A 23,729-nucleotide genomic window follows, 5' to 3' on the forward strand; every position below is an offset into this window, starting at 1 on the left:
GGCGGGAACGACCAGCCGAGCTCCTGCAGCAGGGGCAGCAATTCGGCTCGCATGGCTTCCCGCAGGGAGGCCTCAGGCGGAGTCGTGCGGGATGTGGCCCGCCGCGCCAGCCTGAACCATTCGAGCCCCCGCGTCTCACCGGCACGATAGCCGCACAGGTTTCCAGCGAGGGCAAGGGGCGCCTCATATTCATCCGCGTCTGACGGATTGGGCGGTACCTTGCCCATCGACATGGGTTCGCCTTGGTCCTCCTCGGAAGCCAGCAACCACTGAAGCTGGCCATCCTGATAGGCCTTCGCCCGGGTGAAGCTCGCGATATCGACGACCTCGGCCCCGATGGCCTCCCCGCACGCCTCTGACACGCGGGGTAGCTCGTCCATGAGTCGATCGTCGAATGCGTGGCCGACCAGGACAAGCCATCCCGACGGCAGCTCGGCCATCGCCAGCCCCACGCCGACCTCCTGGCTCACCTCTCCCGCAAGCTCCAGCCCCAGACACTCCAGCAGAGCCCGCCGTCGCTCCGCCTTCACCGCCAGCCAGCTAAGCCTAAGTCCCATTGGTCACCCCGTTTTGCTCCACAGCCACGATTTGCCGCCTACAGCTATTACTTGTTTTGATCCAATACTGGAGGCGCCAAGGGACTGGAAATGGCAGAAGCGGCTTTGCCAACATCAGGCGGGACTGTGTGATAAAGGATAAATCTGTCGCCAATAACCTTTTGAGCGATAATCTGATTTGGAGTCAGACGCGCGTCGAAACCAAACTTATCCTCAAACCGGATCAGGTTTTCCGATACACCGTCCGGATACCAATACAGCGTCCTTTCTTCATTGATATAATCTCGTTTTTTTGTTATAGGTATCCAATTTTCTGCATCAACAACTTCATCACCATTTCTCGGCCAATAGCCAACAAATGGCCTGGGTTCTCCATTCAATTTACTTCGCGTGATGCCGAGAAGATCGCCGAGATCCCCCTTCCCCTTCGTCGAAAGCCCATTGGACCAACGCTGAGCGGCACCGTCGGCGAATCCGGCAAATACGCCGCCCAGAAACGCCGCCTGGGCCGCATCATCCGATGAGGGAGTTCGACCATTTAAATAGTCTTGCGCCATGGTTGTGGCCGCTGCGCCGAATGCGCCAGCGCGAACCGGGCCAGCTGGCAGCGCTGCTGCGCCGACGGCGCCGCCTATAGCGGCGCCGACGCTATCGGCGGCGGTCGATGGCCGCCCCTGTAGGGTATCCGTGCCAATCTGAACGCCAAGGCCCGCCACGCCCCCGCCGCCGATAATGGCGGCGATTTCTCTGCCTGTCAGTGCGGCTGCACCAGCCAATCGAGGAGCGGCGGTGGCTACACCCACGGCAGGGGCGACCGCAGCGGTCGCGGCGACACCCATGACAGCGCCGCCCGCGTTACCTACGCCCCTGGCGACGGGACGCTGAACGGCGTCCAGACGACCCCTGGCCCTCTCATCTCGAAGGTTTGAATGGAAACTCTCGACAAGATCCGCGCCATTCGCAGCCTGAAACGCCGCGTTTGCGCCCGCAGCGACATGGTCCGCGATACCGAGGGTCATGACATTTGCCGCTCCCCTCATGGCCGTATCGATCTGCATCGCCCCTTGCTGAGCCAAAGCGCTGGCCTTGCGCAGGGCCTGAGACCCTCGAACCGTTGCGGCAAGCTTTCTTTGCGCATCCAGACGCGCAGCTTGGACTTTTGCCAACTTCTCTCGAAGGGCAACCGCCTGAGTCAACATGGACATTCTGCGGCTGGCGCAGCCAGCCGTCCCTCAAGGTGTGGATGGCCTACACTCGGCGTGCGTTCAGCACGTCAGCGGTCCAATCCTGCCATAAAGAGAATGAGCGTCCAGAACAAAGTAAGAACATTTGTCTCAGGCGCCCCCTACCCTACCGCCAACTCCGAGGCCTTCAGCGGCAGGCTCCGCACCCGCTTCCCCGTCGCGGCGAAGATGGCGTTGGTGACGGCCGGAACCACCGGCGGCAGGGCAGGTTCGCCGAGGCCTGTGGGCGGGTTGTCGGACTTGAGGAAGTGGGTCTCGATCACCGGGGCGTCCTGGATGCGCAGCAGGGGGAAGGTGTCGAAATTGGCCTGTTCGACCTGACCGTCCTTGATGGTGATTTCGCCGAACATCTCGGAGATGCCGTCGATCACCGAGCCCTCGATCTGGTTGAGCGCGCCCAAGGGGTTGATGATCTGGCGGCCCACATCGGCGGCGACCCAGACCTTCTCCACCTTCACCGTCCCATCGTCAGCGACCGCCACCTGGGCCACCTCGGCGAAATAGCCCAGATGGCTGTAGTGGAAGGCGATGCCCTGGCCCTGGCGGGGGCCGAGCTTGGTCTTGCCCCAGCCGGCCTTTTCAGCCGCCAGTCGCACGACGCCGGCCATGCGTTCGGCGTTGAGGCCGCCCTGGCCGCCGGCCGCGGCGGTCTTGCCGAGCAGGCGCAGGCGCATCTCCACCGGATCGACGCCGCCAGCATGGGCCAGCTCGTCAATGAAGGACTGGACCACAAAGGCGATGGCGTTGCTGCCCGGCGCCCGCAGGGGCCCCGTCGGCACGCCCAGCGGCATCATGGAGACGTCGAGTTTGTAGTTGTCCAGGAACTGGGCGGGGAATTCGGTCGGCGCCATGCCGGCGCTGCGGGCGGTGGTCTCGCCCTCGCCGAAGGTGACGAAGTGGTTGGCCCAGGCGGTGATGTTGCCTGAGGCGTCGACCCCGCCGCGGAAGTGGTGGAAGCCCGCCGGACGATAGAAGTCGTGGCGCATGTCGTCTTCGCGGGTCCAGACCAGCTTGACCGGGGCGCCGGCCTCCCGGGCGATCCAGGCGGCCTCGACCATGTAGTCGTTCATCAGCCGGCGACCGAAGCCGCCGCCTGAGCGGGTCATGTGGACGATGACGTTTTCCGGCGCGATACCGAGGGTCTTGGCCACCAGCTGGCGGCCGGGCTCGGGCAGCTGGGTCGGGGCCCAGATCTCCATCTTGCCGTCATGGAAGTGGGCCGTGCAGTTCTGCGGCTCAAGCGTGGCGTGGGACAGGAAGGGATAGAAGTAGTCGGCCTCCACCGTCTTGGCCGAGGCCGAAAGTGCTGCCTCCACATCGCCGTCGCTGCGCAGGGTCTTGCCGCCTTTGGCCGCCTTGAGGCTGCGGGCCTGGCCGGCATAGCCTTCGGTGGACTGGCTGGAGGTGGGATGTTCCGCCCACTGAATATTCAGCGCCTGGCGGCCCTTGTTGGCGGCCCACCAGCTATCGGCGACCACGGCCACGCCGGGCAGCAGGCCGTCGAGTTCGGTCCCGCCCTCGACCACGAAGGCCTTGCGCACGCCCTTGACCGCTTGGGCGGGGGAAAGATCGACGCTGGCCACCTTGGCGGCGAACACCGGCGCCTTGGCGTAGGCGGCGTACAGCATGCCCGGCAGGCGCATATCGATGCCGAACAGGGGCTGGCCGGTGACGATGGCGGCGGTGTCCACCTGCGGGATCGGCTGGCCGATGATCCGGTAGTTCGCCGCGTCCTTGAGCTTCAGGCTCGACAACTCCGGCGCGGTCTGGACGGCGGCCTTGGCGGCCAGCGACCCATAGGTTGCGCGGCGGCGGCTGGCGGCATGAACCACGATGCCGGGCTCAGTGGTCAGGCTGGCGGCGTCCACGCCCCAGTCGGCGGCGGCGGCGGAGATCAGCATGGCCCGGCCGGCGGCGCCCACCTGGCGCAGCTGGTCCCAGTGCAGGGGGGTGGCCATGGAGCCGCCGGCGAACTGACGGCCATAGGCGACCGGGTCATTGCCGGCCTGGACGGTGCGGACATTGGCCCAGTCCACGTCCAGCTCCTCGGCGATCAGCATGGGCAGGGAGGTCTTGATGCCCTGGCCGATCTCCGGGTTCTTCGAGACGATGGTGACGATGCCGTCCGGGGCGATCTGCACATAGGCGTTGAGCTTGGCGAGACCGTCGGCGGCCGCGCCCTTGCCGGCGAAGCTGAAGGCCAGGATCAGGCCGCCGGCGCCGCCGCCGGCCAGCACGGCCCGGCGGGAGGGGGAGAAGCCCTGAGTGATGTTCTGAACGATGCCCATGGTCTTCAGGCCTCCTGGCCGGCGGCGCGCTTGATGGCGGCGCGGATGCGAACATAGGTGGCGCAACGGCAGATGTTCCCGGCCATGGCCGCGTCGATATCGTCGTCGGTGGGGCTGGGGTTCTGGGACAGAAGCGCGGTGGCCGACATGATCTGGCCGGGCTGGCAGTAGCCGCACTGGGCCACGTCCAGCTCACTCCAGGCCTTCTGGACCCGGGCGCCGACCTCAAGCGCGCTGGCGCCCTCGATGGTGGTGATCTTGGCGTCGCCGATGGCCTCGATGGGGGTCATGCAGGCGCGGATCGGGGCGCCGTCGGCATGGACCGTGCAGGCGCCGCACTGGGCGATCCCGCAGCCGAACTTGGTCCCCACCAAGCCGAGGGTGTCGCGCAGCACCCACAGCAGCGGGGTGTCGGGCTCGACATCGGCGGTCATCGCCTTGCCGTTGACGTTGAGCTGGTAGGCCATGCCCGTTCCCCTGTTCTGGTTTCCTCAGATACCGAGAGTACGGGCGCCGGGCCTGTAGGTAAACGTCTGTTCGAACTGAGCCCTAGCCCAGCGCGCGTATCATCCGATAACCGGCTCCAGCTTATCGGAACGCGCTTCAGAGCCGAGGGATCAGGATCACCGCGTCCGGCAGCTCGTTGGGGTTGTCGGTGGGGTCGGCGGGGAAGTGCTCGGCCAGGATGTCGCCCACCTGGGTGACGGCGGCCACCAGGCCGTCGGCCGTGCGCCCGGCCTTGGCCCCGGCCACCAGGGCGGCGATGGCGTCGTCCCAGCGCTTCTGGTCCACCACCGCGGCGATGCCCTCATCGGCGATCAGTTCGGCGGCGTGTTCGGCCAGGGAGACGAAGATCAGGACGCCGGTCCGCTCGCGGGTCTGGTGCAGGTTGCGGGCCAGGAACAGCTCCTGGGCGTGACGGCGCGAGCGGTCGAGCTTGACGCTGCGGGGCGTCATGAAGCGGCGAACGGGACCCAGAGACCCGACGACGGCCACGAGGATGAACAGCACCGCCTGCAGCACGAGCGTGGTGGTCAGGGCGCCGCGCACGGCCATTTCGGCCGCAGCCCCGGCCTGGGCCGCCGTCCAGGGGGCGAAGGCGTCAGGCACCGAGACCTGGACGCCGGCCAGCAGCAGGATGGCCGGGGCGGCGAGCGCCGTCAGCCCGGCCCACAGGAAGGGGGTCTCGCGATAGTCCGAGGACTCCTCAGCGATGACGCAATAGAGCTCGCCGCGGGTGCGGGTCTCGGCGGCGCGGACGGCGGCCTTGACCGCCTGGGTTTCCTGATCGTTCAGCATCTCACCAGCTCCCCGAGGATCCGCCGCCGCCGAAGCCGCCGCCGCCGCCGCCGGAGAAGCCTCCGCCGCCAAAGCCGCCCCCGCCTCCGAAGCCGCCGCCTCCGCCGCGACCGCTGCTGCTTGAGATCAGCAGGGGCAGGAGCCACCAGAGGCTGGAGCCCCGGCCGCGGCGTCCGCGACCCCGCCCGAAGGCGCCCATGAAGCCGCCGATGATCCAGAGCACGATGAACAGGACAAAGATGATCGGGGCGATCAGCCCCTCCTCGCCCTGGGCGGTCTGCGCCGCCGCCTGCGCGCGGGCCAGGGCCTCGTCCTCCGGCAGGGCCAGCTGGTCGATGATGGCCTGGGTTCCGGCGATGACGCCGGCCTCCATCTCGCCTTCGCGAAACTGCGGCAGGACCACAGCCTGCAGGATGGTGGAGGAGAGCGCGTCGGTGAGGATCGGCTCCAGGCCGTAGCCGACCTCGATGCGGACCTTGCGCTGGTTGGGGGCGACGATGAACAGGGCGCCGGAGTCGGTCTCGGCCTCGCCGATCCCCCAGTGGCGGCCGAGCTGATAGCCGAAGTCCTCGATCTCATAGCCCTGCAGGTCGGCCAGGGTGACCACCACCAGCTGACGGCCGCTGGCGGCCTCCAGGGCGGCGAGCTGATCAGTGAGCTGGGCCTCGGTCTGCGGCGAGAGCATGTTCGCGCCATCGACCACACGGCCGGTCAGCTCCGGAAAGCTGGGCGCGGTCTGGGCGTGTCCCGTCCCGGCGAGCGCCAGGACGAGACCAAAGGCCAGGGCGCAGAGCGCGCCAAGCGACTTCATTGGGCCGGCGCGGGCTCAGCGGCGGGCGCAGGGGCCGGGAGAGGCGCAGGCGCCGGCGGAGGCGCGGCCGCCGGCTGATCGAAGCTGACCGTCGGCGCGGTCTGGGCCGAGGCCGAGGCTTCGAAGGTCTGCATGGGCTCGGCCCAGCCATGGACCGTGTTGGCCCAGATGGCGCCGGGGAAGGTGCGGATCTCGGTATTGTAGTCGCGCACGGCCTCATTGTAGTCGCGCCGGGCGATGGCGATGCGGTTTTCGGTGCCTTCAAGCTGGCTCTGCAGGGCCAGGAAGTTCTGGTTGGACTTCAGCTCCGGATAGCGCTCCTGGATCATCATCAGCCGGCCCAGCACGCCTGACAGCTGGTTCTGGGCCTCGGCGAAGCGCTGGAACTGGGCCGGGTCAGTGATGGTGTCGGCATTGACCTGCACCTGGGTGGCCGAGGCGCGGGCCTCGGTGACGGCCACCAGGACCTCCCGCTCCTGGGCGGCGAAGCCCTGGACGGTGGAGACCAGGTTGGGGATCAGGTCCGAACGGCGCTGATACTGGTTCTGCACCTCAGCCCAGGCGGCCTTGGCCCGCTCATCCTTGGTGGGAATGGTGTTGATGCCGCAGCCGGCAAGCGCCAGCGGAACGACGATCAGGACGGCGGCGCGGGCGAGGCGGGTGATCAGTCTGGACAAGGCGGGGCGCTCCAAAGCGGTGATGGCGCAGTTTCGGCGCGAATGTGGCCCTCGCCTTGACCTGACGCAATGGGGCGCAGCGAGCCTCAAGCGCTGAGCGCCTCCTCCACCTGGTCCAGGCGGTCCTTGCCGAAGAACATCTCCTCGCCCACGAAGAAGGTGGGGATGCCGAAGGCGCCCCGGGCGGCGGCAGCCTCGGTCGCGGCCATCAGCTCGGCTTTGACCTCGGGAGCCTGCGTCGCCTCCAGCAGACCCTGGGCGTCCAGGCCCGCAGCCGAGAGCACCTCGGCGACCACGGCGGGATCGTCCATCTTGCGCCCCTGCTCCCACATGGCGGCCAGCACGGCCTCCATATAGGCCTCGGTCACCCCGGCCCGCCGGGCGGCGACCAGGCCGCGCATGATCAGCAGGGTATTGACCGGAAAGTGCGGGTTCATCTGGAAGGCGGTGAGCCCGTGGCGCGCGACGAAGCGCCTTGTCTCCAGGTTCTCATAGGCGAGCTTGCCCTTGATCTCGCCAAACGCCTCCATGGGCGAGCGGTTGTTGGTCAGCTTGAAGAGGCCGCCCAGCAGGACGGGCCTCACCTCCACCTGCGCGCCGGTGCGCGCCAGGATCGGCCCAAGGGCCTTCCAGGAAAGGTAGGCGTTGGGACTGCCGAAATCGAACAGGAATTCCACGGTGGCGGCCATCGGGCGTTTCTCCTTGCTCACCAGTTCTCCGTCCACGGACGAATATCAAGCTCGTGGGTCCAGGCTGAGCGCGCCTGGCGGTGCAGGGCCACATAGGTAGCGGCGATGTCAGCGGGCTTGAGCACACGATCTTCGGCCAGACGCTGCTCGATGTCGGGCATGTTGGCGCGGCTGAAGACGCCGTCGATGGCCCCGTCCACTACGATGTGGGCCACATGAATCCCCTGAGGTCCCAGCTCCCGGGCCAGACTCTGGGCGATGGCGCGCAGACCGTGCTTGGCGGCGGCGAAGGCGGCGAATCCCTCGCGCCCCCGCACCGAGGCCGTGGCGCCGGTGAACAGGATCGTCCCACGCCCCCGGGGCGACATCACCCGGGCAGCCTCGCGGCCGGTGAGGAAGCCCGCGAAACAGGCCATCTCCCAGACCTTGGTGAAGACCCGGCTGGTGGTCTCCAGGATCGGGAAGCGGACATTGGCTCCGATATTGAACACCACCACCTCGATCGGGCCGACCTCGGCCTCGATGCGGTCGAACAGGGCGGCGATCTCCCCCTCCTCCCGGGCGTCGACCCCATAGGCGCGAGCCTGGCCGCCAGCGGCGATGATCTCATCGGCCAGGGCCTGAAGCTGGTCCTCATGGCGGGGGCGGCGGGTCACGCAGGCGACGAGGCCCTCGGCGGCGAAGGCCTTGGCGATGGCGCCGCCGACCCCGTCCCCAGCGCCGATGACCACGCAGGCGCCCTTCGGTTGGTCAGCCATGACGATCTCCGTTCAAAATCCGAACTTACGTTCGTATTGAATTCGAACGGAGTCAATCGCATGATCGCCAGGCAGTAGGAGGCACAGGCGATGAAGTGGGATGATCTGGCGCAGGAGCCCTGTTCGGTGGCCCGGTCCCTGGCGGTGATCGGCGACCGCTGGACCCTGATGATCCTGCGCGACATCTTCTTGGGCGTCCGCCGCTTCGAGGCCTTCCAGGCCAGGCTCGGCATTTCCCGTAGCATCGTCACCGAGCGGCTCAACCTGCTGGTGGCCGAGGGCGTGCTGGAGCGCCGCCCCTATCAGGACCGGCCGGTCCGCCACGAGTACCGCCTGACCGACAAGGGTCTCGACCTGCATCCGGTGATCATGGCCATCGTCGACTGGGGCGACCGCTACTATGCGGGTGAAGCCGGCCCCCCGATCCTGCGCCGGCACAAGGGATGCGGCTGCGACTTCCACGCCGTGCAGGTCTGTTCCGAATGCGGCGAACCCGTCACCGCCCGCGACGTGGAGGCGCGGCAAGGTCCCGGCGTGGCCCCAGAGGCCAAGCCGGTCGCCTGAGCATCCGCCCTCAGGTTCGCGTGGCGAACTCCGCATCGCCGGTGGCCGCCACCTGGGCGTCGTCGAAGGAGGCGTGGGCCGAGGTGTAGAGCCGGGAATAGAGCCCCTGGTTGGCCATCAGCACGTCATGGGGTCCCTGCTCCAGGATGTGGCCCTGCTGCAGGACGATGATCTTGTCGGCGTCGCGGATGGTGGCCAGCCGGTGGGCGATGACGATGCAAGTGCGCCCTGCGAACAGCACCTTCAGCGCCTTCTGGATCGCCTGTTCGGTGAAGGAGTCGATATTGGCCGTGGCCTCATCGAGGATCAGGATCTGCGGGTCGGCGACCAGGGCGCGGGCGAAGGACAACAGCTGCCGCTGGCCCAGCGAAATGTTGCGCCCTCGCTGGCCGAGCTGGGTGTCGTAGCCCTCGGGCAGACGCATGATGAAGTCGTGGGCCGAGACCGACTTGGCCGCCGAGATCACGTCCTCCCGGGTGGCGCCTTCGGTGTTGTAACGGATGTTCTCCTCGATGGTGCCGCTGAACAGGAAGGGCTCCTGCAGCACCATGCCGATATTGCGGCCGAGCGACTCCAGGGTCACGTCGCGCACGTCGCGGCCGCCGATCAGCACCTGGCCCTGGTCCACCTCATAGAAGCGGTGGGCGAGCGCAATGATGCTGGTCTTGCCCGAGCCCGTGGGGCCGACCAGAGCGACCACCTGGCGGGGCTGCACCTCGAAGCTCACATTGTGCAGGACCGGCCTGGCCGGGTCATACCCGAACGTGACATCGCGGAATTCCACCGTCGGCTCGAAGTCGGCCAGGGGCTCTGCGCCTACCTTATCGACGATGGTCACCGGCACATCCAGCACCTCGAAGATGCGATGACCGGCCGCCATGGCCCTCTGCATGATGGTGTACTGCATGGACAGCATGCGGACCGGATCGAAGAAGCGCTGCACATAGAAGATGAAGGCGACCATGACTCCCACATCCAGGCGTCCGCCCAGGACGGCGTTACCGCCGACCACGATGACGATGCCCATGGCCAGGCCGGTCAGGACGTCGACCGTGGGGACCATCACCTGGGTCATGGCCGCCGAACCGTTCTGGGCGGTCATGTTCTCCCGGGCCTTCTCCTCATAGAGCTTGAAGTTCATCGCCTCGCGACGGCTCTCCTGGACCGTGCGGACGCCTTGGATGTTCTCGGCCAGCGCGCTGTTGGCGGTGGACGAGGCGTCACGGGCCTCGCGGAAGGTCTTCTTGGAGAAGGGCAGCCAGATGGCCCGGACCACGATCAGGGCCGGGATCACGGTGAGGGTCAGCAGGCCCAGCTGCAGGTCCATGCTGAGCAGGGCGACCGTGATGCCGATCAGCAGGGCGATGTCGCCGACCGCGCCGGTGGTGCTCTCCAGGAACTCCTGCAGGGCGTTCACGTCGCCCTGCAGCCTGGCCATGATCCGGCCCACATGGGTCTTGTCCATGAAGGACAGGGACACGTCCTGGAAGTGGCTGAACATGGAACGGCGGACGTCGAAGATGACCCGCTGGGCCAGCCGCGAACTCATCCACTGTTCGAGGAAGAAGGCGGCCGCATTCAGGATCACCACGCCGACGAAGATGGCGATGATGGTGTCCAGGCGGTCGTCGTCGCCGCCGCCGACCGCGGCGTTCACCGCCTGGCCGATCATGTAGGGGATGGCGATGGCCGTGGCCGCCGAAATCAGCACGGAAATCTGTGCGCCGATGACGAAGGCCTTGTGCGGCTTCAGATAGTGGACGAAGCGGCCGAGGATTTTCGGATTGATCGAAGCGAAGATCTCCTCAGCGTCGTCGCTGCCGAGGGTGGCCCTGGCCTTCCGGGGCGTCTGGGAGGCGACGTCATTCCCACGGTCGAAGACGAAATCGCTCATGCCCGCACCCCTTCAGTCTGACTGGAGGCAGGCGCCTCGGCCGGTAAATCCGGCGGCAGGTCCTCGGATAATCCACCCCCGTCGGCGCGGGTCTGCAGGGCATAGAGCTCAGCATAGACGCCGCCGGCCGCCACCAGGCTCTGGTGGTCGCCGCGCTCCACCACACGGCCCTCGTCCAGCACGATGATCTGGTCGGCATGCATCAGTGAAGACAGGCGGTGGGCGATGATCACCGTGGCCTTGGCCTTGGTGGCGCTGGCCAGGGCGTCGCGGACCTTGCGCTCGGTGACCGCGTCGATGGCGGCGGTGGAGTCATCGAAGATGATGACGCCAGGGCCCGGCACCACGCCGCGGGCGATAGACATCCGCTGGCGCTGGCCGCCGGACAGGGCCACGCCCCGCTCGCCCACCCGGGTCGTGTAGCCGCTGGGTAGGCCGGCGATATAGTCGTGCAGCTGGGCGGTGCGGGCGGCGCCGACGATGCGGTCCTCCTCGGCCCAGGGATCGGCATAGGCGACGTTGTTGGTGACCGTGGTGTCGAACAGGAAGGCCTCCTGCTGCACCAGGCCGATATATTCCCGCAGGGAGGCCAGGCTGACCTCGCGGATGTCCTGGCCATCGATGGTGATCCTGCCGCCAGTGACGTCGTAGAAGCGGGGGATCAGGTTGGCGATGGTCGACTTGCCGCTGCCCGGCGCGCCGACGACGCCCAGGGTCTGGCCGGGCCGGACCTCGAAGCTGACATCGCTGAGCACCGGGCGGCCCTCGTCATAGGAAAAGTCCACATGCTCGAAGCGCAGGATCCCTTGGGTCGGCGCCAGCCGCTGGGCGCCGGGCGCATCGGCGATCTCGGGCTCCAGGTCGAGCACCTCAAACACCCGGCCGCCGGACGAGGTGGCCCGCGCAGCCGAGGCGAAGATCATGGCGATCTGCCGGATCGGGGCCTGCAACAGGGTCATGTAGGTGAGGAATTCGGTGAGCCGGCCCACCGACATGGCGCCGGCGATCACCTGATGGCCGCCATACCAGAGCAGCAGGGCCATGGAGCCGTAATAGCTGAGCGTCATGGCGGTGATGGCGCGGAAGCGCAGGGTAATGCGCTTGAACGAATACTGCAGGGCGTTGTCGGCGGCGACGTCGAATTTGGCCATCTCGAAGGCCTTGGCCGAGAAGGCGCGCACCACCCGGATGCCCTGGAGGTTCTCCTCCATGGTCAGCGTCAGGACCGACATCAGCTGCTGGACCCGCAGCCAGGTCACCCGCAGCAGAAAGCCCATCCGCGCCAGGAACCAGCCGGCGATCGGCACGAAGGCCAGCGCCAGGAAGGCCATGGTCACGTCGGTGGAGAACATCATGAAGGCCGAGACCGACAGCAGCATGACGAGCGTCAGGGTCTGCATCATCCCGCCCTGGATGAAGGCTCGCGTCCCCTCCAGGTCCAGCATGCCCCGGGTCACCAGGTCGCCGGAGTGGATCTTGTCGTGGAAGCCGAAGGACAGGCGCTGAAGCTGCTGAAAAAAGGCGAGCCGCAGGTCATAGGCCACAAGCTGGCTGACCTTTTCGGCCACATAGCCGCCATAGCCGGTAAGCAGGCCGCGCAGGCTGGCCGCCCCCAGCACCAGCAGGGCGGTGGTCATCAGGGCGCGCTGAACCTCATCGACGCTGGCGTTCTCGCTGGCCAGCAGCAGATGGGCCTGGTCCACCGCCTGGCCAAACAGCCGCGGCAGGGTCAGGCTGAACAGGGCCGCGCCGATGGAGCAGCCGACAGCCAGGGCCACCAGGCCCGGATAGCGCAGGGCCAGCCCCATGATTCTGCGCAGGACCCGGGGCATAGCCGAGACGTCAATCGACACAGAATCCGCCGCCGCATCCCTGGGGGAGGGGCGTGAATCACTCATCTGAAAATGTCCAATCTTGGTATGACGCCATCATGCGGCGCCACCAGGGGTCGCGCCACCGTCTTTTGACGCCGCCGCCAAATAGTCCGTCTGCGTGACATCCGTCCGCGCCTCGGGGCGCCGATCGACCAGACAACCTTGGCCTCAGGCCGGCAGGGGCTCCGCCTTTGGCGCCACGGTCACCGGCATGATGGGCGGGGTCGGCCGCGGCCGCAGCCGTTCGCCCTTCAGCCAGATCTTCAGGGCCTCCCAGTGGATGGCGCCCATGACGCCCAGGGTCATCCAGGGATGAGCGAGCCAAGCCGAAAGGAGGGCGCGGTCGGTCAAGGGGCGGCGGGTCCCGGCGAAACTGGCCGAGAGCAGGGCGCCCTCCCCGTCAGACACCTCGATGCTGACGGCGACCTTCTCGCCGGGGGGGCGGAGGGTGAAGGCGTAGGTCAGGTCCATGTCCATGAAGGGGGAGACATAGAAGCCCTTGTCGACGGCCTGGCGGACCACCTCGCCTGGCCGGGTGTCCGGGGCGGGGATCAGATAGCTGTGCCGGTCGCCGAATGTGTTGTTGACCTCATAGAGGATGGCGCTGAGCGCCCCATCGGCGCGGTGACAGAAATACACGCTCAAGGGGTTGAACACGCCCCCCAGCACCCGGGGCATGCAGAGCAGGCGGACGGGTCCGCCGGTCTCCAGCCCCGCGGCCTGGAGATGGGCCTCCACCTGGGCCTTGAGCGGGCGGGGCGAGCCGTCCCCGTGGTCGCGACTGTGAAAGCTGAACAGACCGGGGCTGTCGAAGCCGAACAGCCGAAGACCCCGGGCGAGGCCTGGTCCCTCGTCCAGGTCCACCAGCAGCATGAAGATGCGGTAGCGCAGGGCGTGCGCCCTGGGCCGCGTGCGGGCGTGCAGGACCAGCCCCGGATAGAGGCCCGAGGCTGGAGGGCTCACGCGGCGGCCTCGGCGGGCGCAGGCGTCAGGGCCGGACGCAGGCGGATGCGCCCCGACTCGCCCTCCACCGACCAGGGGCGGCGCACCCCGCCGAGCTGCTCGGCCACCGCCAGGCCCGACTGCAGCCCGTCCTCATGGAAGCCGTGGCCGAAATAGGAGCCGCAGAACCAGGTGCGGTTGGCGCCCTGCAGGGACCAGAGCTCATCCTGGGCGGCCAGGGCGCCGGCGTCGAACAGGGGGTGCTCGTAGACCTCGGTGCGGATCACCGCCTCCGGCGCGATCTCCCGGTTGGGGTTGAGGGTGACGAACAGCTCCGGTTGGGCCGGCAGGCTCTGCAGCTTGTTCATCCAGTAGGTGACGCAGCCCTCCTCGGCCGAACCCCGACGACCCAGATGGTTCCAGCTGGTCCAGGCGGCCCGGCGGCGGGGCATCAGGGCGCGATCGGTGTGCAGGACCGTCAGATTGCGGCTGTAGCGGAAGGCCGAGAGCAGGCGGGTCTCCTCCGCGCCGGGATCTTCCAGCAGAGCCAGCGCCTGGTCGCCGTGGGTGGCGATCACCACCTCGTCGAACCGCTCGACCTGACCGTTGGCCAGGCGCAGATCAACGCCGCCGGCCTCGCGCCGGACCCCGACTACGCGGACGCCGGTGCGCGCCTCGCCCTGAAAGGCTGCGGCCAGACGCGACACATAGGTGCGGCTGCCGCCTTCCACCGTGCGCCAGAGGCCGCGGCCGAAGATGCTCATCATGCCGTGGTTCTGGAAGAAGCGGATCAGAGCAGCGGCGGGATAGGCGCCGATGGCGCCGAGCGGCGTCGACCAGATGGCCGCAGCCTGGGGCAGCAGATGGTCGTCCCGGAAGGCCTGGCTGTAACCCTTGTCGCGCAGATAGTCGTCGAGGCTGGTGAGCGGCGCCTCAAGCGCCTCAAGGTCCCGCGGCGCCTGGCGATAGAAGCGGGTCACGTCCCTTAGCATCCGCCAGTAGCGGGGGCTGAACAGATTGCCCAGCTGGGCGAACAGGGCTTGGGATGAGTACTCGAACGCCCCATCGTCCAGGGAGACGCTGAGCGCCATGTCCGCATCGAGGGTGGGCACGCCGAGGTGCTTCAGCAGGGCGGTGAAGTTCGGATAGTTGTCCTCGTTATAGACGATGAAGCCGGTGTCCACCGGCACGATCCCGTCCGGTCCCCCTGGCGCCTCGACCGTGTTGGCGTGGCCCCCCAGGCGGCCGTCGCCCTCGAACAGGGTGACATGATGGCGCGTGCTGAGCAGCCAGGCCGCCGAAAGACCCGCGACTCCGGCGCCGATCACGGCGATCCGCAACGGCCTGGAACTGTTGTCTGCGCCCACGGGAACTCCTTAGCTATGAGGATTGGTCAGACCGCCGCCCCACCGGCGCCGACCTCAAGCTGTACGGGGCGAGTGCGCGGCCGGATGCAGCCAGGCCGACGCATCCGAACCCTCCAGACTCGCGTAACCAGACTGTCGGACATCAGAACATCCGTCGACCCGCATGCGTCACGTAAGAAGGAACGCCGCCTCCATGAGCTTTATCGGTTCGGCCATCCAGGCCTTTGAAGGGGCGCCGGCGCCCGACCTCATGCGTCGGGCCGCCATTGAGCTGCTGGTGGCCAACGCCCGGCGGCAACTGGGCAAGGCCGGCCCCGAAGCCGAGGCCGCCTTCGCCCGGGAGATGGCCGTGCGCCCGATCGCCGAACACACCACCGCGGCCAATGAGCAGCACTATGAGCTGCCGGCGGCCTTCTTCCAGAAGGTGCTGGGCCCGCAGCTGAAATACTCCAGCAGCCTCTATGATCCCGGCGTCGAGGATCTGGCCGCCGCCGAGGAGAACGCGCTTTCCGAAACCGCCGAGCACGCCGGTCTGGCTGACGGGCAGGAGATCCTGGAGCTGGGCTGTGGCTGGGGATCTCTGACCCTGTGGATGGCCCGCGCCCTGCCGGGCGCGAAGATCACCGCTGTGTCTAACTCCGCGAGCCAGGGGGCCTATATCCGGGAACAGGCCAGGGCCGCGGGCCTGACCAATGTGACAGTGCTCACCGCCGACATGAACACCTTCGAAGCGCCGGGGCGATTCGACCGCGTGGTCTCGGTGGAGATGTTCGAGCACATGGCCAACTGGCGCGCCCTGCTTGGCCAGGTTCGCGGCTGGCTGAAGCCCGATGGCCGGGCCTTCATCCACGTCTTCACCCACCGCACCACCCCCTACCGGTTTGATGTGGACGACGAGTCCGACTGGATCGGCCAGCACTTCTTCTCTGGCGGCGTCATGCCGAGCCACGGCCTGATGGCGCAGTTCCCGGACCTCTTCGAGGTGGAGGCCGACTGGCGATGGTCGGGGCGCCACTACGAGCGCACCGCGCTCGACTGGCTGGCCAATTTCGACCGCAACGACGCGGCCATCCGTAGCGTTCTGCGGGAGGTCTATGGCGACACGGCCCCCCTTTGGCGGCGGCGCTGGCGGCTGTTCTTCCTGGCGACGGCGGGTCTGTTCGGCCACCGTGCCGGCGAGGAGTGGGGCGTCAGCCACTACCGTCTCAAGCCGGTCCCCTGAAGGAATAGGATCCCATGCTGAAATACCTCATCGGCTACCTCGGCACAGGCCTGGCCTTCGCCATCATCGACGCGGTCTGGCTGACCACGGTAGGCCCCAAGCTCTATCGACCGACCCTGGACGAAGTGCTGGCCGACCAGTTCGCCCTCGGACCGGCCATCGCCTTCTATCTGATCTACATCGCCGGGATCATGATCCTGGCGGTCAGTCCGGCGGTGCGGGACGGCGGATGGACCCAGGCGCTGACCACCGGCGCCATACTGGGCTTCCTCTGCTACGCCACCTACGACCTGACCAACCAGGCCACCCTGAAGGTCTGGGCCACGCACATCACGCTGGCCGACATCGCCTGGGGTACGGTTCTGACCGGCGCCTCGGCCACCGCCGGCTACTTCGTCACCCGCTGGGCTGAACGCACCTTCTAAGGCCCAGCGCGCCTCCCCACGGCCGCCTGATCCGGCCTCTGTTCGGATCGGGCGGCCGTTGTCGTTGCGGAATTCCGCTGTCATTGTGCGGCCCAAGGGCGGCCCGGGCGGCGGTCAGGCATATTGCGTCTGATCCCTCCGGACCCACGCCGTCCCCCAACGATAATCAGACGCGCCCTGCGCCCGGCACCCCGGTCAGCAGGCGCCGGGAGGAATTTGATGGAAGATTTGAAAGAGCGCGTGGGCCTGGAAGAACGGCTCGACCAGGCGGCTGTCACCGGCATGACCATGGCCGTCTGGGCCGACGTCCAGCCCGACAAGCCCGCTGTCATCGACGCCTATGGCAAGTCGCGGACCTTCGCCGAGGTCAACGCCAACGCCAACCGTCTGGCTCGCCTCTTCCGTCAGCATGGGGTTCAGCCCGGCGACAGCCTGGCGCTGGTCTGCTCAAACCGGGTCGAGTTCATCGAAGTCCTCGCCGCCACCATGCGCGCCGGCGTGCGCATCACCCCGGTCAACTGGCACCTCAACGCCGACGAAATCGCCTACATCATCAATGACTGCGAGGCCAAGGTCCTGGTCGGCGACGTCCGTGTCGCTGTGATCGGCGAGGCCGCGACCCACTGCCCGCACCTGACGCTGAAGCTGTCTGTGGGCGGGGATATCGACGGCTTCGTCGACTATGACACCGCCCTGGTTCCCCTGGACGGCTCCGATATCGCAGACCCGGTCCTGGGCAACCAGATGATGTACACCTCGGGCACCACCGGGCGGCCCAAGGGCGTCTATCGGCCCACCCCGGTCGTCACGCCGGTGAGCATCCTGGCCGGCCGTGGCTATGACGACACCTCGATCCAGCTCTGCGCAGGCCCCGCCTATCACGCCGCCCCGCTGGCCTTTGACGTGCGGGCAGCCATGGGCACTGGCTCGACCCTGATCTTCATGGACAAGTGGGATTCAGAGCAGGTCCTGCGCACCATCAGCGAGCAGAAGGTCACCCACCTGCACATGGTGCCGATCATGTTCCAGCGCCTGCTGGACCTGCCGGCCGAGGTGAAAGCCAAGTACCCGGTCAACCACGTCCGCTACATCGTCCACGGCGCGGCGCCCTGCCCGCCCGAGGTCAAGCAGGCCATGATCGAGTGGTTCGGCCCGGTGCTCAGCGAATACTATGCCGGCTCCGAAGGCGGCGCGGGCTTCACCATCAATTCCGACGAATGGCTGAAGAAGCCTGGCAGCGTCGGCAAGCGTCCGGCCATGCTTCAGGTCCGCATCATCGACGAGCAGGGCAATGACTGCCCCAACGGCGTGCCCGGCACCATCTACCACCAGCTGCCCCCCGGCGGCGGCTTCCAGTACTACAAGGACGAAGCCAAGACCCAGGCCTCCCGGGTCGGGGACTTCTTCACCATGGGCGATGTCGGCTATTTCGATGAGGACGACTATCTGTTCCTCACCGGCCGCAGCGCCGAGACCATCATCTCCGGCGGGGTGAACATCTACCCGCAGGAGATCGACAACGAGCTGATCAAGCACCCGGCCGTGGCCGACTCGTCCACCGTCGGCATCCCGCACGCCGAGTGGGGCGAGCAGGTGAAGGCGGTCATCATGCTCAACGAGGGCTACGAGCCCAGCGACCAGCTGGCCCACGAAATCCTCGACTTCGCCCGCAAGGCCCTGCCGGGCTTCAAGGTTCCCCGCAGTCTGGACTTCGTCACTGAGCTGCCGCGCAGCGAGGCCGGCAAGATCCAGCGCAACAAGGTCCGCGCCCCCTACTGGGAAGGCCGCGCCCGGCAGATCTGATCGCAGCGCCGCGCCGGGATCGGTTCCGGCGCGGCGAAATCTTGCGAAAACATCCGTGTTTGGCGTGACCTCCGGGGCCGTGGCATGTACCGCGACCTTAAAGACCCGCGAGTGTCCGCCATGCCGATTCCGTTCATTGACCTGCAGGCCCAGCGCCAGCGCCTCGGCGAGCCCCTGGAGGCCGCCATCCTCGAGGTGGTGCGCTCGGGCGCCTATGTCATGGGCCCGCAGATCGGCCAGCTGGAATCCGCCCTCGCCGAATTTGGCCAGGCGCCGCATGTGCTGTCCTGCGGATCGGGAACCGAGGCCCTGATGCTGCCGCTGATGGCCTGGGGGATCGGGCCGGGCGACGCCGTCTTCTGTCCGTCCTTCACATTCGCGGCCACCGCAGAGGTCGTGCCCCTGGTCGGCGCTTCGCCGGTCTTTGTCGACATCCTGCCCGACACCTACAATATGGACGCCGCCCACCTGGACGCGGCCATCGCCGCGGTGAAGGCCGAAGGCAAGCTGACCCCCCGTGCGGTGATCGCGGTCGACCTGTTTGGCCAGCCCGCTGACTATCCCGCCATTAGCGCGGTCTGCCAAAAGCACGGGCTGAAGCTCATCGCCGATTCCGCGCAAGGCTTCGGCTGCACCCTGGAGGGCCATCACCCCCTGCGCTGGGCCGATGTGGCCACCACCAGCTTCTTCCCGGCCAAGCCGCTGGGCTGCTATGGCGACGGCGGGGCGGTGCTCAGCAAGGACACGCGGCTGCACGACCTGCTGGTCTCCCTGCGGGTCCATGGCCAGGCGGTGAAGTCGGACCTCGAGGGCCGCACCTTCGACCACGATCCCAAATATCTGAATATGCGCATCGGCATGAACGCCCGCATGGACACGATCCAGGCCGCCGTCCTCTTACAGAAGCTCGGCATCTTCGCCGACGAGATCGAGGCGCGGAACCGGGTGGCCGATCGCTACGCCGAGGGGCTCTCCGACGTGGTGCGCACGCCCGCAGTGATCGACGGCGGGATGTCCGTCTGGGCCCAGTACACCATCGAGACCGACGACCGCGACGGCCTGGCCGCCCATCTGAAGGCCGCCGAGATCCCCACCGCCGTCTATTATCCGATCCCGATTCACAAGCAGGGGGTCTATTCGGGCTATCCTGTGGGGCCGGGTGGTTTGCCCGCGACCATGGCGGCGGCGGAGCGGGTCATCAGCCTGCCCATGCACCCCTATCTGGAGGCCGACGTGCAGGATCAGATCATCGCCGCCATCCGGGCCTTCGCCGGTCGCAACACATGAACGCCAGCGGCGATCATCCGATGTCGGATCAAATGGCCGTCGAGTTCGAGGCGCGCGCCGAGTCCCGGGACCTGGTGATCGGCGTCATCGGGCTGGGCTATGTGGGCCTGCCTTTGACCGAGGGCTTCCTCGGCAAGGGGTTTCGCGTTCTGGCCTATGACCCGGACGCCGCCAAGATCGCCGCCCTGCGGGACGGCCGCAGCTATATCAAGCACATCTCCGACGACCGGGTCGCGGCCATGGGCGCCACCGGCCGCCTGGAGGCCACCTCCGACGAGGCGCGCCTGGCCGACGCCGACGCCCTGCTTATGTGCGTGCCCACCCCGCTGAACGTCCATCGGGAGCCCGACCTCTCCTATGTGGCCGACTGCGCCAGGACCATTTCGCGCCATCTTCGCCGCGGCCAGCTGGTGGTGCTGGAATCCACCACCTATCCCGGCACCAGCGAGGAACTGATCCGCCCGATCCTGGAGCAGGCTACGGGCCTGAAGTCCGGGATCGACTTCGCCATCGCCTACAGTCCCGAGCGGGAAGACCCCGGCAATATCGACTTCGGGGCGACCACCATCCCCAAGGTGGTCGGCGCCGATACCGACGCCGAGCGCCGGATGGCCATCGCGGTCTATTCGCCTCTGACCCAGGTGGTGCCGGTCAGCGACCTGAAGACCGCCGAGGCGGTCAAGCTGACCGAGAACATCTTCCGTCTGGTCAATATCGCGCTCGTCAACGAGCTGAAGGTCGTCTTCGAGAGCATGGACATCGACATCTGGGAGGTGATCGATGCGGCCAAGACCAAGCCTTTCGGCTACATGCCCTTCTATCCTGGACCGGGCCTGGGCGGGCACTGCATCGCCATCGACCCCTTCTACCTGACCTGGAAGGCCCGGGCCCACGGTGAGGCGACCCGGTTCATCGAGCTGGCCGGCGACGTGGTCGCAGCCCTCCCGCGCCGGGTGGTGGAGGCGGTGGCCGAATCCCTGTCCAGCCGCGAGGGCAAGGCGGTCAATGGCGCGCGCATCCTGGTGGTGGGCCTGGCCTATAAGAAAAATGTCGACGACATGCGCGAGAGCCCCTCGCTGCATGTGATCCGGCTGCTGCGCGAGCGCGGGGCGCAGGTGGACTATTACGATCCCCACATCCCTGTGGCGCCTGAGACCGGCGAGCACCCCGAGGTGGCCGGCATGGCCTCCATCGGCTGGGATGAGACGAACCTCGCGGCCTACGACTGCGCAGTGATCTGCACCGACCACGACATGGTGGACTATGCGACCCTGACGAGGATCGTGCCCCTGGTCATCGACACCCGCAACGCCGTTGGCCGCCTGGCCCCGGACTTCGCCGACCAGGTCCGCAAGGCTTGAGGCCCACCTTCCACGTCCGTCACCCTCGGGCTTGGCCCGAGGGCCCATGCACACCTGGCTGACCCTGTGTTCATGGATGGTCGGGTCAAGCCCGACCATGACGTGAAGAAGCGCCTACTTGAACCAGCAGAGCTGTTCGGTGGTGGCCAGCAGGACGCCGTCGCGGGACCAGAGCGCCCCGTGCTGGTCGAAGAAGCCGCTCTCGAACCGGCGGGCCTTGGCCTCGCCGAGGATGAAGTCGCCGCCCACCGCCGCCAGCTCGGCGGGCGTAGCGTGGAAATAGACGCTCATGCTCACCGTCGAGGCCGGCCGCCGCTCGGCGCTGCGATAGAAGATCCGCGGGGCGAAGACGTCGGCCAGACCCGCCAGCAGCACATAGTCCAGGGGCCTCGCCTGATGGTCGCGCATCCAGTTTCGGGTCAGACTGTCGGGGTTCTCCTGCAGGGGCGCCGAGCCCTGGGCCGGGCGCTGTTCGAACATGGCGGTGAAGAAGCCCGGACGTGAGGGGACGCTCTCGATCTCTTCGGGACGCTTCACGTCTGCGGGGAAGCTCGCCTCCTGGGTGGAGAAGGTCTCGCGTCGCTGACCGAGCGTCACCATGGCCATGGCTACCGGCGCGCCGTTCTGGAGCAGCTCAGAGGTCCAGAACTCCACCGACTTGCCCTGGCGGGCCGGACGGGTGGAGAGCTGCAAGGGACTTTCGTCCAGCCCACCCATCAGATTGACGGTCAGTCCGACCGGCGTGCCGCCGTGGTCGCCTTCGGCCAGGATGGCCTTCAGCAGCAGGGCGGCGGTCCAGCCGCCCCAGGGGCCGATCATGTTCCAGTAGCGCTTGTCGATGCGGGAGTCCCACAGGCGGGGACCGGCCGGCGTGAGCGGCAGGGCTTCGTCGAAATCGTGCAGGCGCACGGGCGCGGCGGCGTCCATGGGAAATCCCTCGAGAAAAATGCGGGCGCGGCGGGGAGGCCGCGATCAATGCCCGCCTTCTATGAAGGGCGCCCTTGGGGAAGGCTAGATTGTCAATTCCAGGCCGCCGCTATCCGGGCGGCCTCGGCGCGTCCCTGTTCCAGCCCGGCCCGGGCGGCGTCCGGTCGGCGGGCGAAGTTCATCAGATTGACCCCCATGGCCGCGGCGCTGCCCGTGTCGGGGCTGATCAGCACCACCTGCGCGCCTGAGGACTTGAGGACCGAGATCTCGCCGTCCAGTTGCCTGGCCATGGCCTCGGCCGCGGGCCCTGCGGTGTCGCCGCCGCGGACCTGCACCAGCACCACCAGATCATGGCCCTTGGCCATGTCGGCGTTGAGGGAGGAGCGCATGCCGCCGTCGACGTAGCGTCGGCCCTGCAGCGTCACCGGCGGATAGACGCCGGGCACCGAACAGGAGGCGGCGACGGCTCGAGTGACGCCAACGCCGGACTCCTTGGTCCAGAGCTGGAAGGCGCCGGTCAGGGCGTCCACCGCCGTGCAGGCAAAGCCGCGCTCGGGCCAGGCGTCCTCGGCCAGGCCGGCGAAAGACCGCCCGAAGGAGGCGATGAAGGCCGCCTCGTCCACGGTCTCGGCGGCGAGCGCAAAGGCGCCGATATCGGCCAGCACGGCCTCGGCTGGCCGGGCGCCGGAGCGGGCCTCCTGCATCATCTTCATCAGCGGAGTAAGGTCGGGCGCCGGGCGGGGCGCCTCGCCGGCCTTGGCGGGCGGCTGACGGGGGCGGTCGGCCTCGGCGAGGATGGGCGCCGCCAGCTCTCCGGCCGGGTCGCCGAGCGCCAGCCGTGCGCCGACAAAGGATCCCGCCGAGGTCCCGAGGATGAAGTCCGCGGCGCCCAGATCGACGCCGGCCTCCGCCAGCCCTGCGATCAGGCCGGACTCCCAGGCGATGCCCACCGGCCCGCCGCCGCCCAACACCAGCGCCTTGCTCATCTCGCTCTCCCTGGCCGTCTTCTGTCTTTCGGCCAGGATCGGGCGCCTTAGCGGCCATGTCCACGTACGCGCCCAAAACGAATGAGAGCGCAGCCAAGGACTGCGCTCTCTCCGTCAGGATGAGACCGGAACTCCCCCAAGCCCGGCCGACGCCCCCACAGGGGTAAGGACGCTCCTAACAGGCCTTTTCGCGGTAGAGCCCCAGAAGGTGGTTCATCCGCTGTTGTTGGGGCGACACGGTCGCCGCCGTCTCATCGCCGCCCGCGGCGATCGCCTGGCCTACCGCCTGGGAGCTGGAATCAGCCACCGCGCTCAGGGCCTGGGCGGCGAAGGGGCTGAAGGCCCCGCCCACCATGCCGCGGGCCAGCCCATAGCGGGCCGCGCCGCCCAGGACGCCGCCGGCCAGACCGCCGGCCAGACCCCGGCCCTGCTTGGCCCGCTGGGCCTCCTTCGCCGCTGCAGCCTGCTCGGCCATCAGCTGGGCGTTGAGGGTATTGGCCTCGGCCCCGATCTGCTCGCAGCTCATGGCCCGGTCGCCCGGCCGCAGCACCTGATAGACGTTGGGATCGATCAGCGGCGACGCCGGCGCGGCGGCTGGGGCGGGCGGCAGGCTTTCGGCCGGCGCGGCGACGGCGGCGGGGGGCAGAGTCGCGGACTCCGGGGTCTGGGCGACCGCGGCGCCGGCGGCCAGCGCCAGGGCGGCCGTGGCGCAGAACAAGCGCTTCATGAGGGTGGTCTCCAAGAGGTGAATGGG

At 67.8% G+C, this 23,729-nt stretch carries 22 protein-coding genes; 6 read left to right on the forward strand and 16 right to left on the reverse strand.

Annotated elements, in window-relative coordinates:
- The 9 genes from Q8N19_RS04320 to Q8N19_RS04360 form a co-directional block, all read right to left on the reverse strand.
- The coding region (locus Q8N19_RS04320; RefSeq protein ID WP_305588398.1) for a hypothetical protein at nucleotides 1-557 on the reverse strand (557 nt) is incomplete at its 3' end.
- A 47-nt stretch (nucleotides 558-604) separates the two neighbouring features.
- Nucleotides 605-1,756 carry a hypothetical protein gene (locus Q8N19_RS04325; protein ID WP_305588399.1) on the reverse strand — a complete coding sequence of 384 codons (1,152 nt, stop codon included), beginning with the start codon at nucleotides 1,754-1,756 and terminating at the stop codon, nucleotides 605-607.
- Between the two features lie 146 nt (nucleotides 1,757-1,902).
- Nucleotides 1,903-4,089, reverse strand: coding sequence for a xanthine dehydrogenase family protein molybdopterin-binding subunit (locus Q8N19_RS04330; RefSeq protein WP_305588400.1), 2,187 nt, complete (start codon nucleotides 4,087-4,089; stop codon nucleotides 1,903-1,905).
- A 5-nt stretch (nucleotides 4,090-4,094) separates the two neighbouring features.
- The gene (locus Q8N19_RS04335) at nucleotides 4,095-4,556 is read right to left on the reverse strand and encodes a (2Fe-2S)-binding protein (RefSeq protein WP_305588401.1); all 462 of its coding nucleotides are present in this window, start codon (nucleotides 4,554-4,556) and stop codon (nucleotides 4,095-4,097) included.
- Nucleotides 4,557-4,692: 136 nt separating this feature from the next.
- Nucleotides 4,693-5,388: a TPM domain-containing protein gene (locus Q8N19_RS04340; protein WP_305588402.1), complete on the reverse strand. Its 696-nt coding sequence runs from the start codon at nucleotides 5,386-5,388 to the stop codon at nucleotides 4,693-4,695.
- Nucleotide 5,389: 1 nt separating this feature from the next.
- Entirely contained in the window at nucleotides 5,390-6,199 is an 810-nt protein-coding gene (locus tag Q8N19_RS04345; protein ID WP_305588403.1) for a YgcG family protein, read from the reverse strand.
- Entirely contained in the window at nucleotides 6,196-6,876 is a 681-nt protein-coding gene (locus Q8N19_RS04350; RefSeq protein ID WP_305588404.1) for a LemA family protein, read from the reverse strand. The genes Q8N19_RS04345 and Q8N19_RS04350 overlap by 4 nt, the downstream gene beginning before the upstream one ends.
- A gap of 86 nt (nucleotides 6,877-6,962) precedes the next feature.
- Nucleotides 6,963-7,565 (reverse strand): 2-hydroxychromene-2-carboxylate isomerase, encoded by a 603-nt coding sequence (locus Q8N19_RS04355; RefSeq protein WP_305588440.1) that lies wholly within the window; start codon nucleotides 7,563-7,565, stop codon nucleotides 6,963-6,965.
- Between the two features lie 17 nt (nucleotides 7,566-7,582).
- On the reverse strand, nucleotides 7,583-8,323 hold the full coding sequence (locus Q8N19_RS04360; protein ID WP_305588405.1) for an SDR family NAD(P)-dependent oxidoreductase: 741 nt from the start codon (nucleotides 8,321-8,323) through the stop codon (nucleotides 7,583-7,585).
- Nucleotides 8,324-8,413: 90 nt separating this feature from the next.
- Between Q8N19_RS04360 and Q8N19_RS04365 the strand changes: the two genes are divergently transcribed.
- Nucleotides 8,414-8,887 (forward strand): helix-turn-helix domain-containing protein, encoded by a 474-nt coding sequence (locus Q8N19_RS04365; RefSeq protein WP_305588406.1) that lies wholly within the window; start codon nucleotides 8,414-8,416, stop codon nucleotides 8,885-8,887.
- A 10-nt stretch (nucleotides 8,888-8,897) separates the two neighbouring features.
- On the opposite strand, the gene Q8N19_RS04370 is transcribed toward Q8N19_RS04365, so the two are convergent.
- The 4 genes from Q8N19_RS04370 to Q8N19_RS04385 all read right to left on the reverse strand — a co-directional run bounded on the left by Q8N19_RS04370 (nucleotide 8,898) and on the right by Q8N19_RS04385 (nucleotide 14,964).
- The gene (locus tag Q8N19_RS04370) at nucleotides 8,898-10,781 is read right to left on the reverse strand and encodes an ABC transporter ATP-binding protein (protein ID WP_305588407.1); all 1,884 of its coding nucleotides are present in this window, start codon (nucleotides 10,779-10,781) and stop codon (nucleotides 8,898-8,900) included.
- Complete coding sequence (locus tag Q8N19_RS04375) at nucleotides 10,778-12,679, reverse strand: ABC transporter ATP-binding protein (protein WP_305588408.1); 1,902 nt, start codon at nucleotides 12,677-12,679, stop codon at nucleotides 10,778-10,780. Before Q8N19_RS04375 ends, Q8N19_RS04370 begins: the two co-directional genes overlap by 4 nt.
- Nucleotides 12,680-12,823: 144 nt before the next feature.
- A complete protein-coding gene (locus Q8N19_RS04380) occupies nucleotides 12,824-13,618 on the reverse strand; it encodes a DUF1365 domain-containing protein (protein ID WP_305588409.1) in 795 nt (264 codons plus the stop codon).
- On the reverse strand, nucleotides 13,615-14,964 hold the full coding sequence (locus tag Q8N19_RS04385; protein WP_305588410.1) for an NAD(P)/FAD-dependent oxidoreductase: 1,350 nt from the start codon (nucleotides 14,962-14,964) through the stop codon (nucleotides 13,615-13,617). The genes Q8N19_RS04380 and Q8N19_RS04385 overlap by 4 nt, the downstream gene beginning before the upstream one ends.
- Nucleotides 14,965-15,157: 193 nt before the next feature.
- Between Q8N19_RS04385 and Q8N19_RS04390 the strand changes: the two genes are divergently transcribed.
- From Q8N19_RS04390 to Q8N19_RS04410, 5 genes are all read left to right on the forward strand, one after another.
- On the forward strand, nucleotides 15,158-16,186 hold the full coding sequence (locus Q8N19_RS04390) for a cyclopropane-fatty-acyl-phospholipid synthase family protein (protein ID WP_305588411.1): 1,029 nt from the start codon (nucleotides 15,158-15,160) through the stop codon (nucleotides 16,184-16,186).
- Between the two features lie 14 nt (nucleotides 16,187-16,200).
- Complete coding sequence (locus tag Q8N19_RS04395) at nucleotides 16,201-16,611, forward strand: DUF2177 family protein (RefSeq protein ID WP_305588412.1); 411 nt, start codon at nucleotides 16,201-16,203, stop codon at nucleotides 16,609-16,611.
- A gap of 219 nt (nucleotides 16,612-16,830) precedes the next feature.
- On the forward strand, nucleotides 16,831-18,414 hold the full coding sequence (locus tag Q8N19_RS04400; protein ID WP_305588413.1) for an AMP-binding protein: 1,584 nt from the start codon (nucleotides 16,831-16,833) through the stop codon (nucleotides 18,412-18,414).
- Between the two features lie 120 nt (nucleotides 18,415-18,534).
- The gene (locus tag Q8N19_RS04405) at nucleotides 18,535-19,701 is read left to right on the forward strand and encodes a DegT/DnrJ/EryC1/StrS aminotransferase family protein (protein ID WP_305588414.1); all 1,167 of its coding nucleotides are present in this window, start codon (nucleotides 18,535-18,537) and stop codon (nucleotides 19,699-19,701) included.
- Nucleotides 19,702-19,721: 20 nt separating this feature from the next.
- Nucleotides 19,722-21,062 carry a nucleotide sugar dehydrogenase gene (locus Q8N19_RS04410; protein ID WP_305588415.1) on the forward strand — a complete coding sequence of 447 codons (1,341 nt, stop codon included), beginning with the start codon at nucleotides 19,722-19,724 and terminating at the stop codon, nucleotides 21,060-21,062.
- A 114-nt stretch (nucleotides 21,063-21,176) separates the two neighbouring features.
- Here Q8N19_RS04410 and Q8N19_RS04415 read toward each other — a convergent pair whose 3' ends face one another.
- The 3 genes from Q8N19_RS04415 to Q8N19_RS04425 form a co-directional block, all read right to left on the reverse strand.
- Complete coding sequence (locus Q8N19_RS04415) at nucleotides 21,177-21,989, reverse strand: thioesterase family protein (RefSeq protein ID WP_305588416.1); 813 nt, start codon at nucleotides 21,987-21,989, stop codon at nucleotides 21,177-21,179.
- A 92-nt stretch (nucleotides 21,990-22,081) separates the two neighbouring features.
- A complete protein-coding gene (locus Q8N19_RS04420) occupies nucleotides 22,082-22,975 on the reverse strand; it encodes a patatin-like phospholipase family protein (protein ID WP_305588417.1) in 894 nt (297 codons plus the stop codon).
- A gap of 175 nt (nucleotides 22,976-23,150) precedes the next feature.
- Nucleotides 23,151-23,702, reverse strand: coding sequence for a hypothetical protein (locus Q8N19_RS04425; RefSeq protein ID WP_305588418.1), 552 nt, complete (start codon nucleotides 23,700-23,702; stop codon nucleotides 23,151-23,153).
- Nucleotides 23,703-23,729: the final 27 nt, after the last annotated feature.

The sequence above is a fragment of the Phenylobacterium sp. genome (assembly GCF_030693405.1).
Lineage (GTDB): Bacteria > Pseudomonadota > Alphaproteobacteria > Caulobacterales > Caulobacteraceae > Phenylobacterium.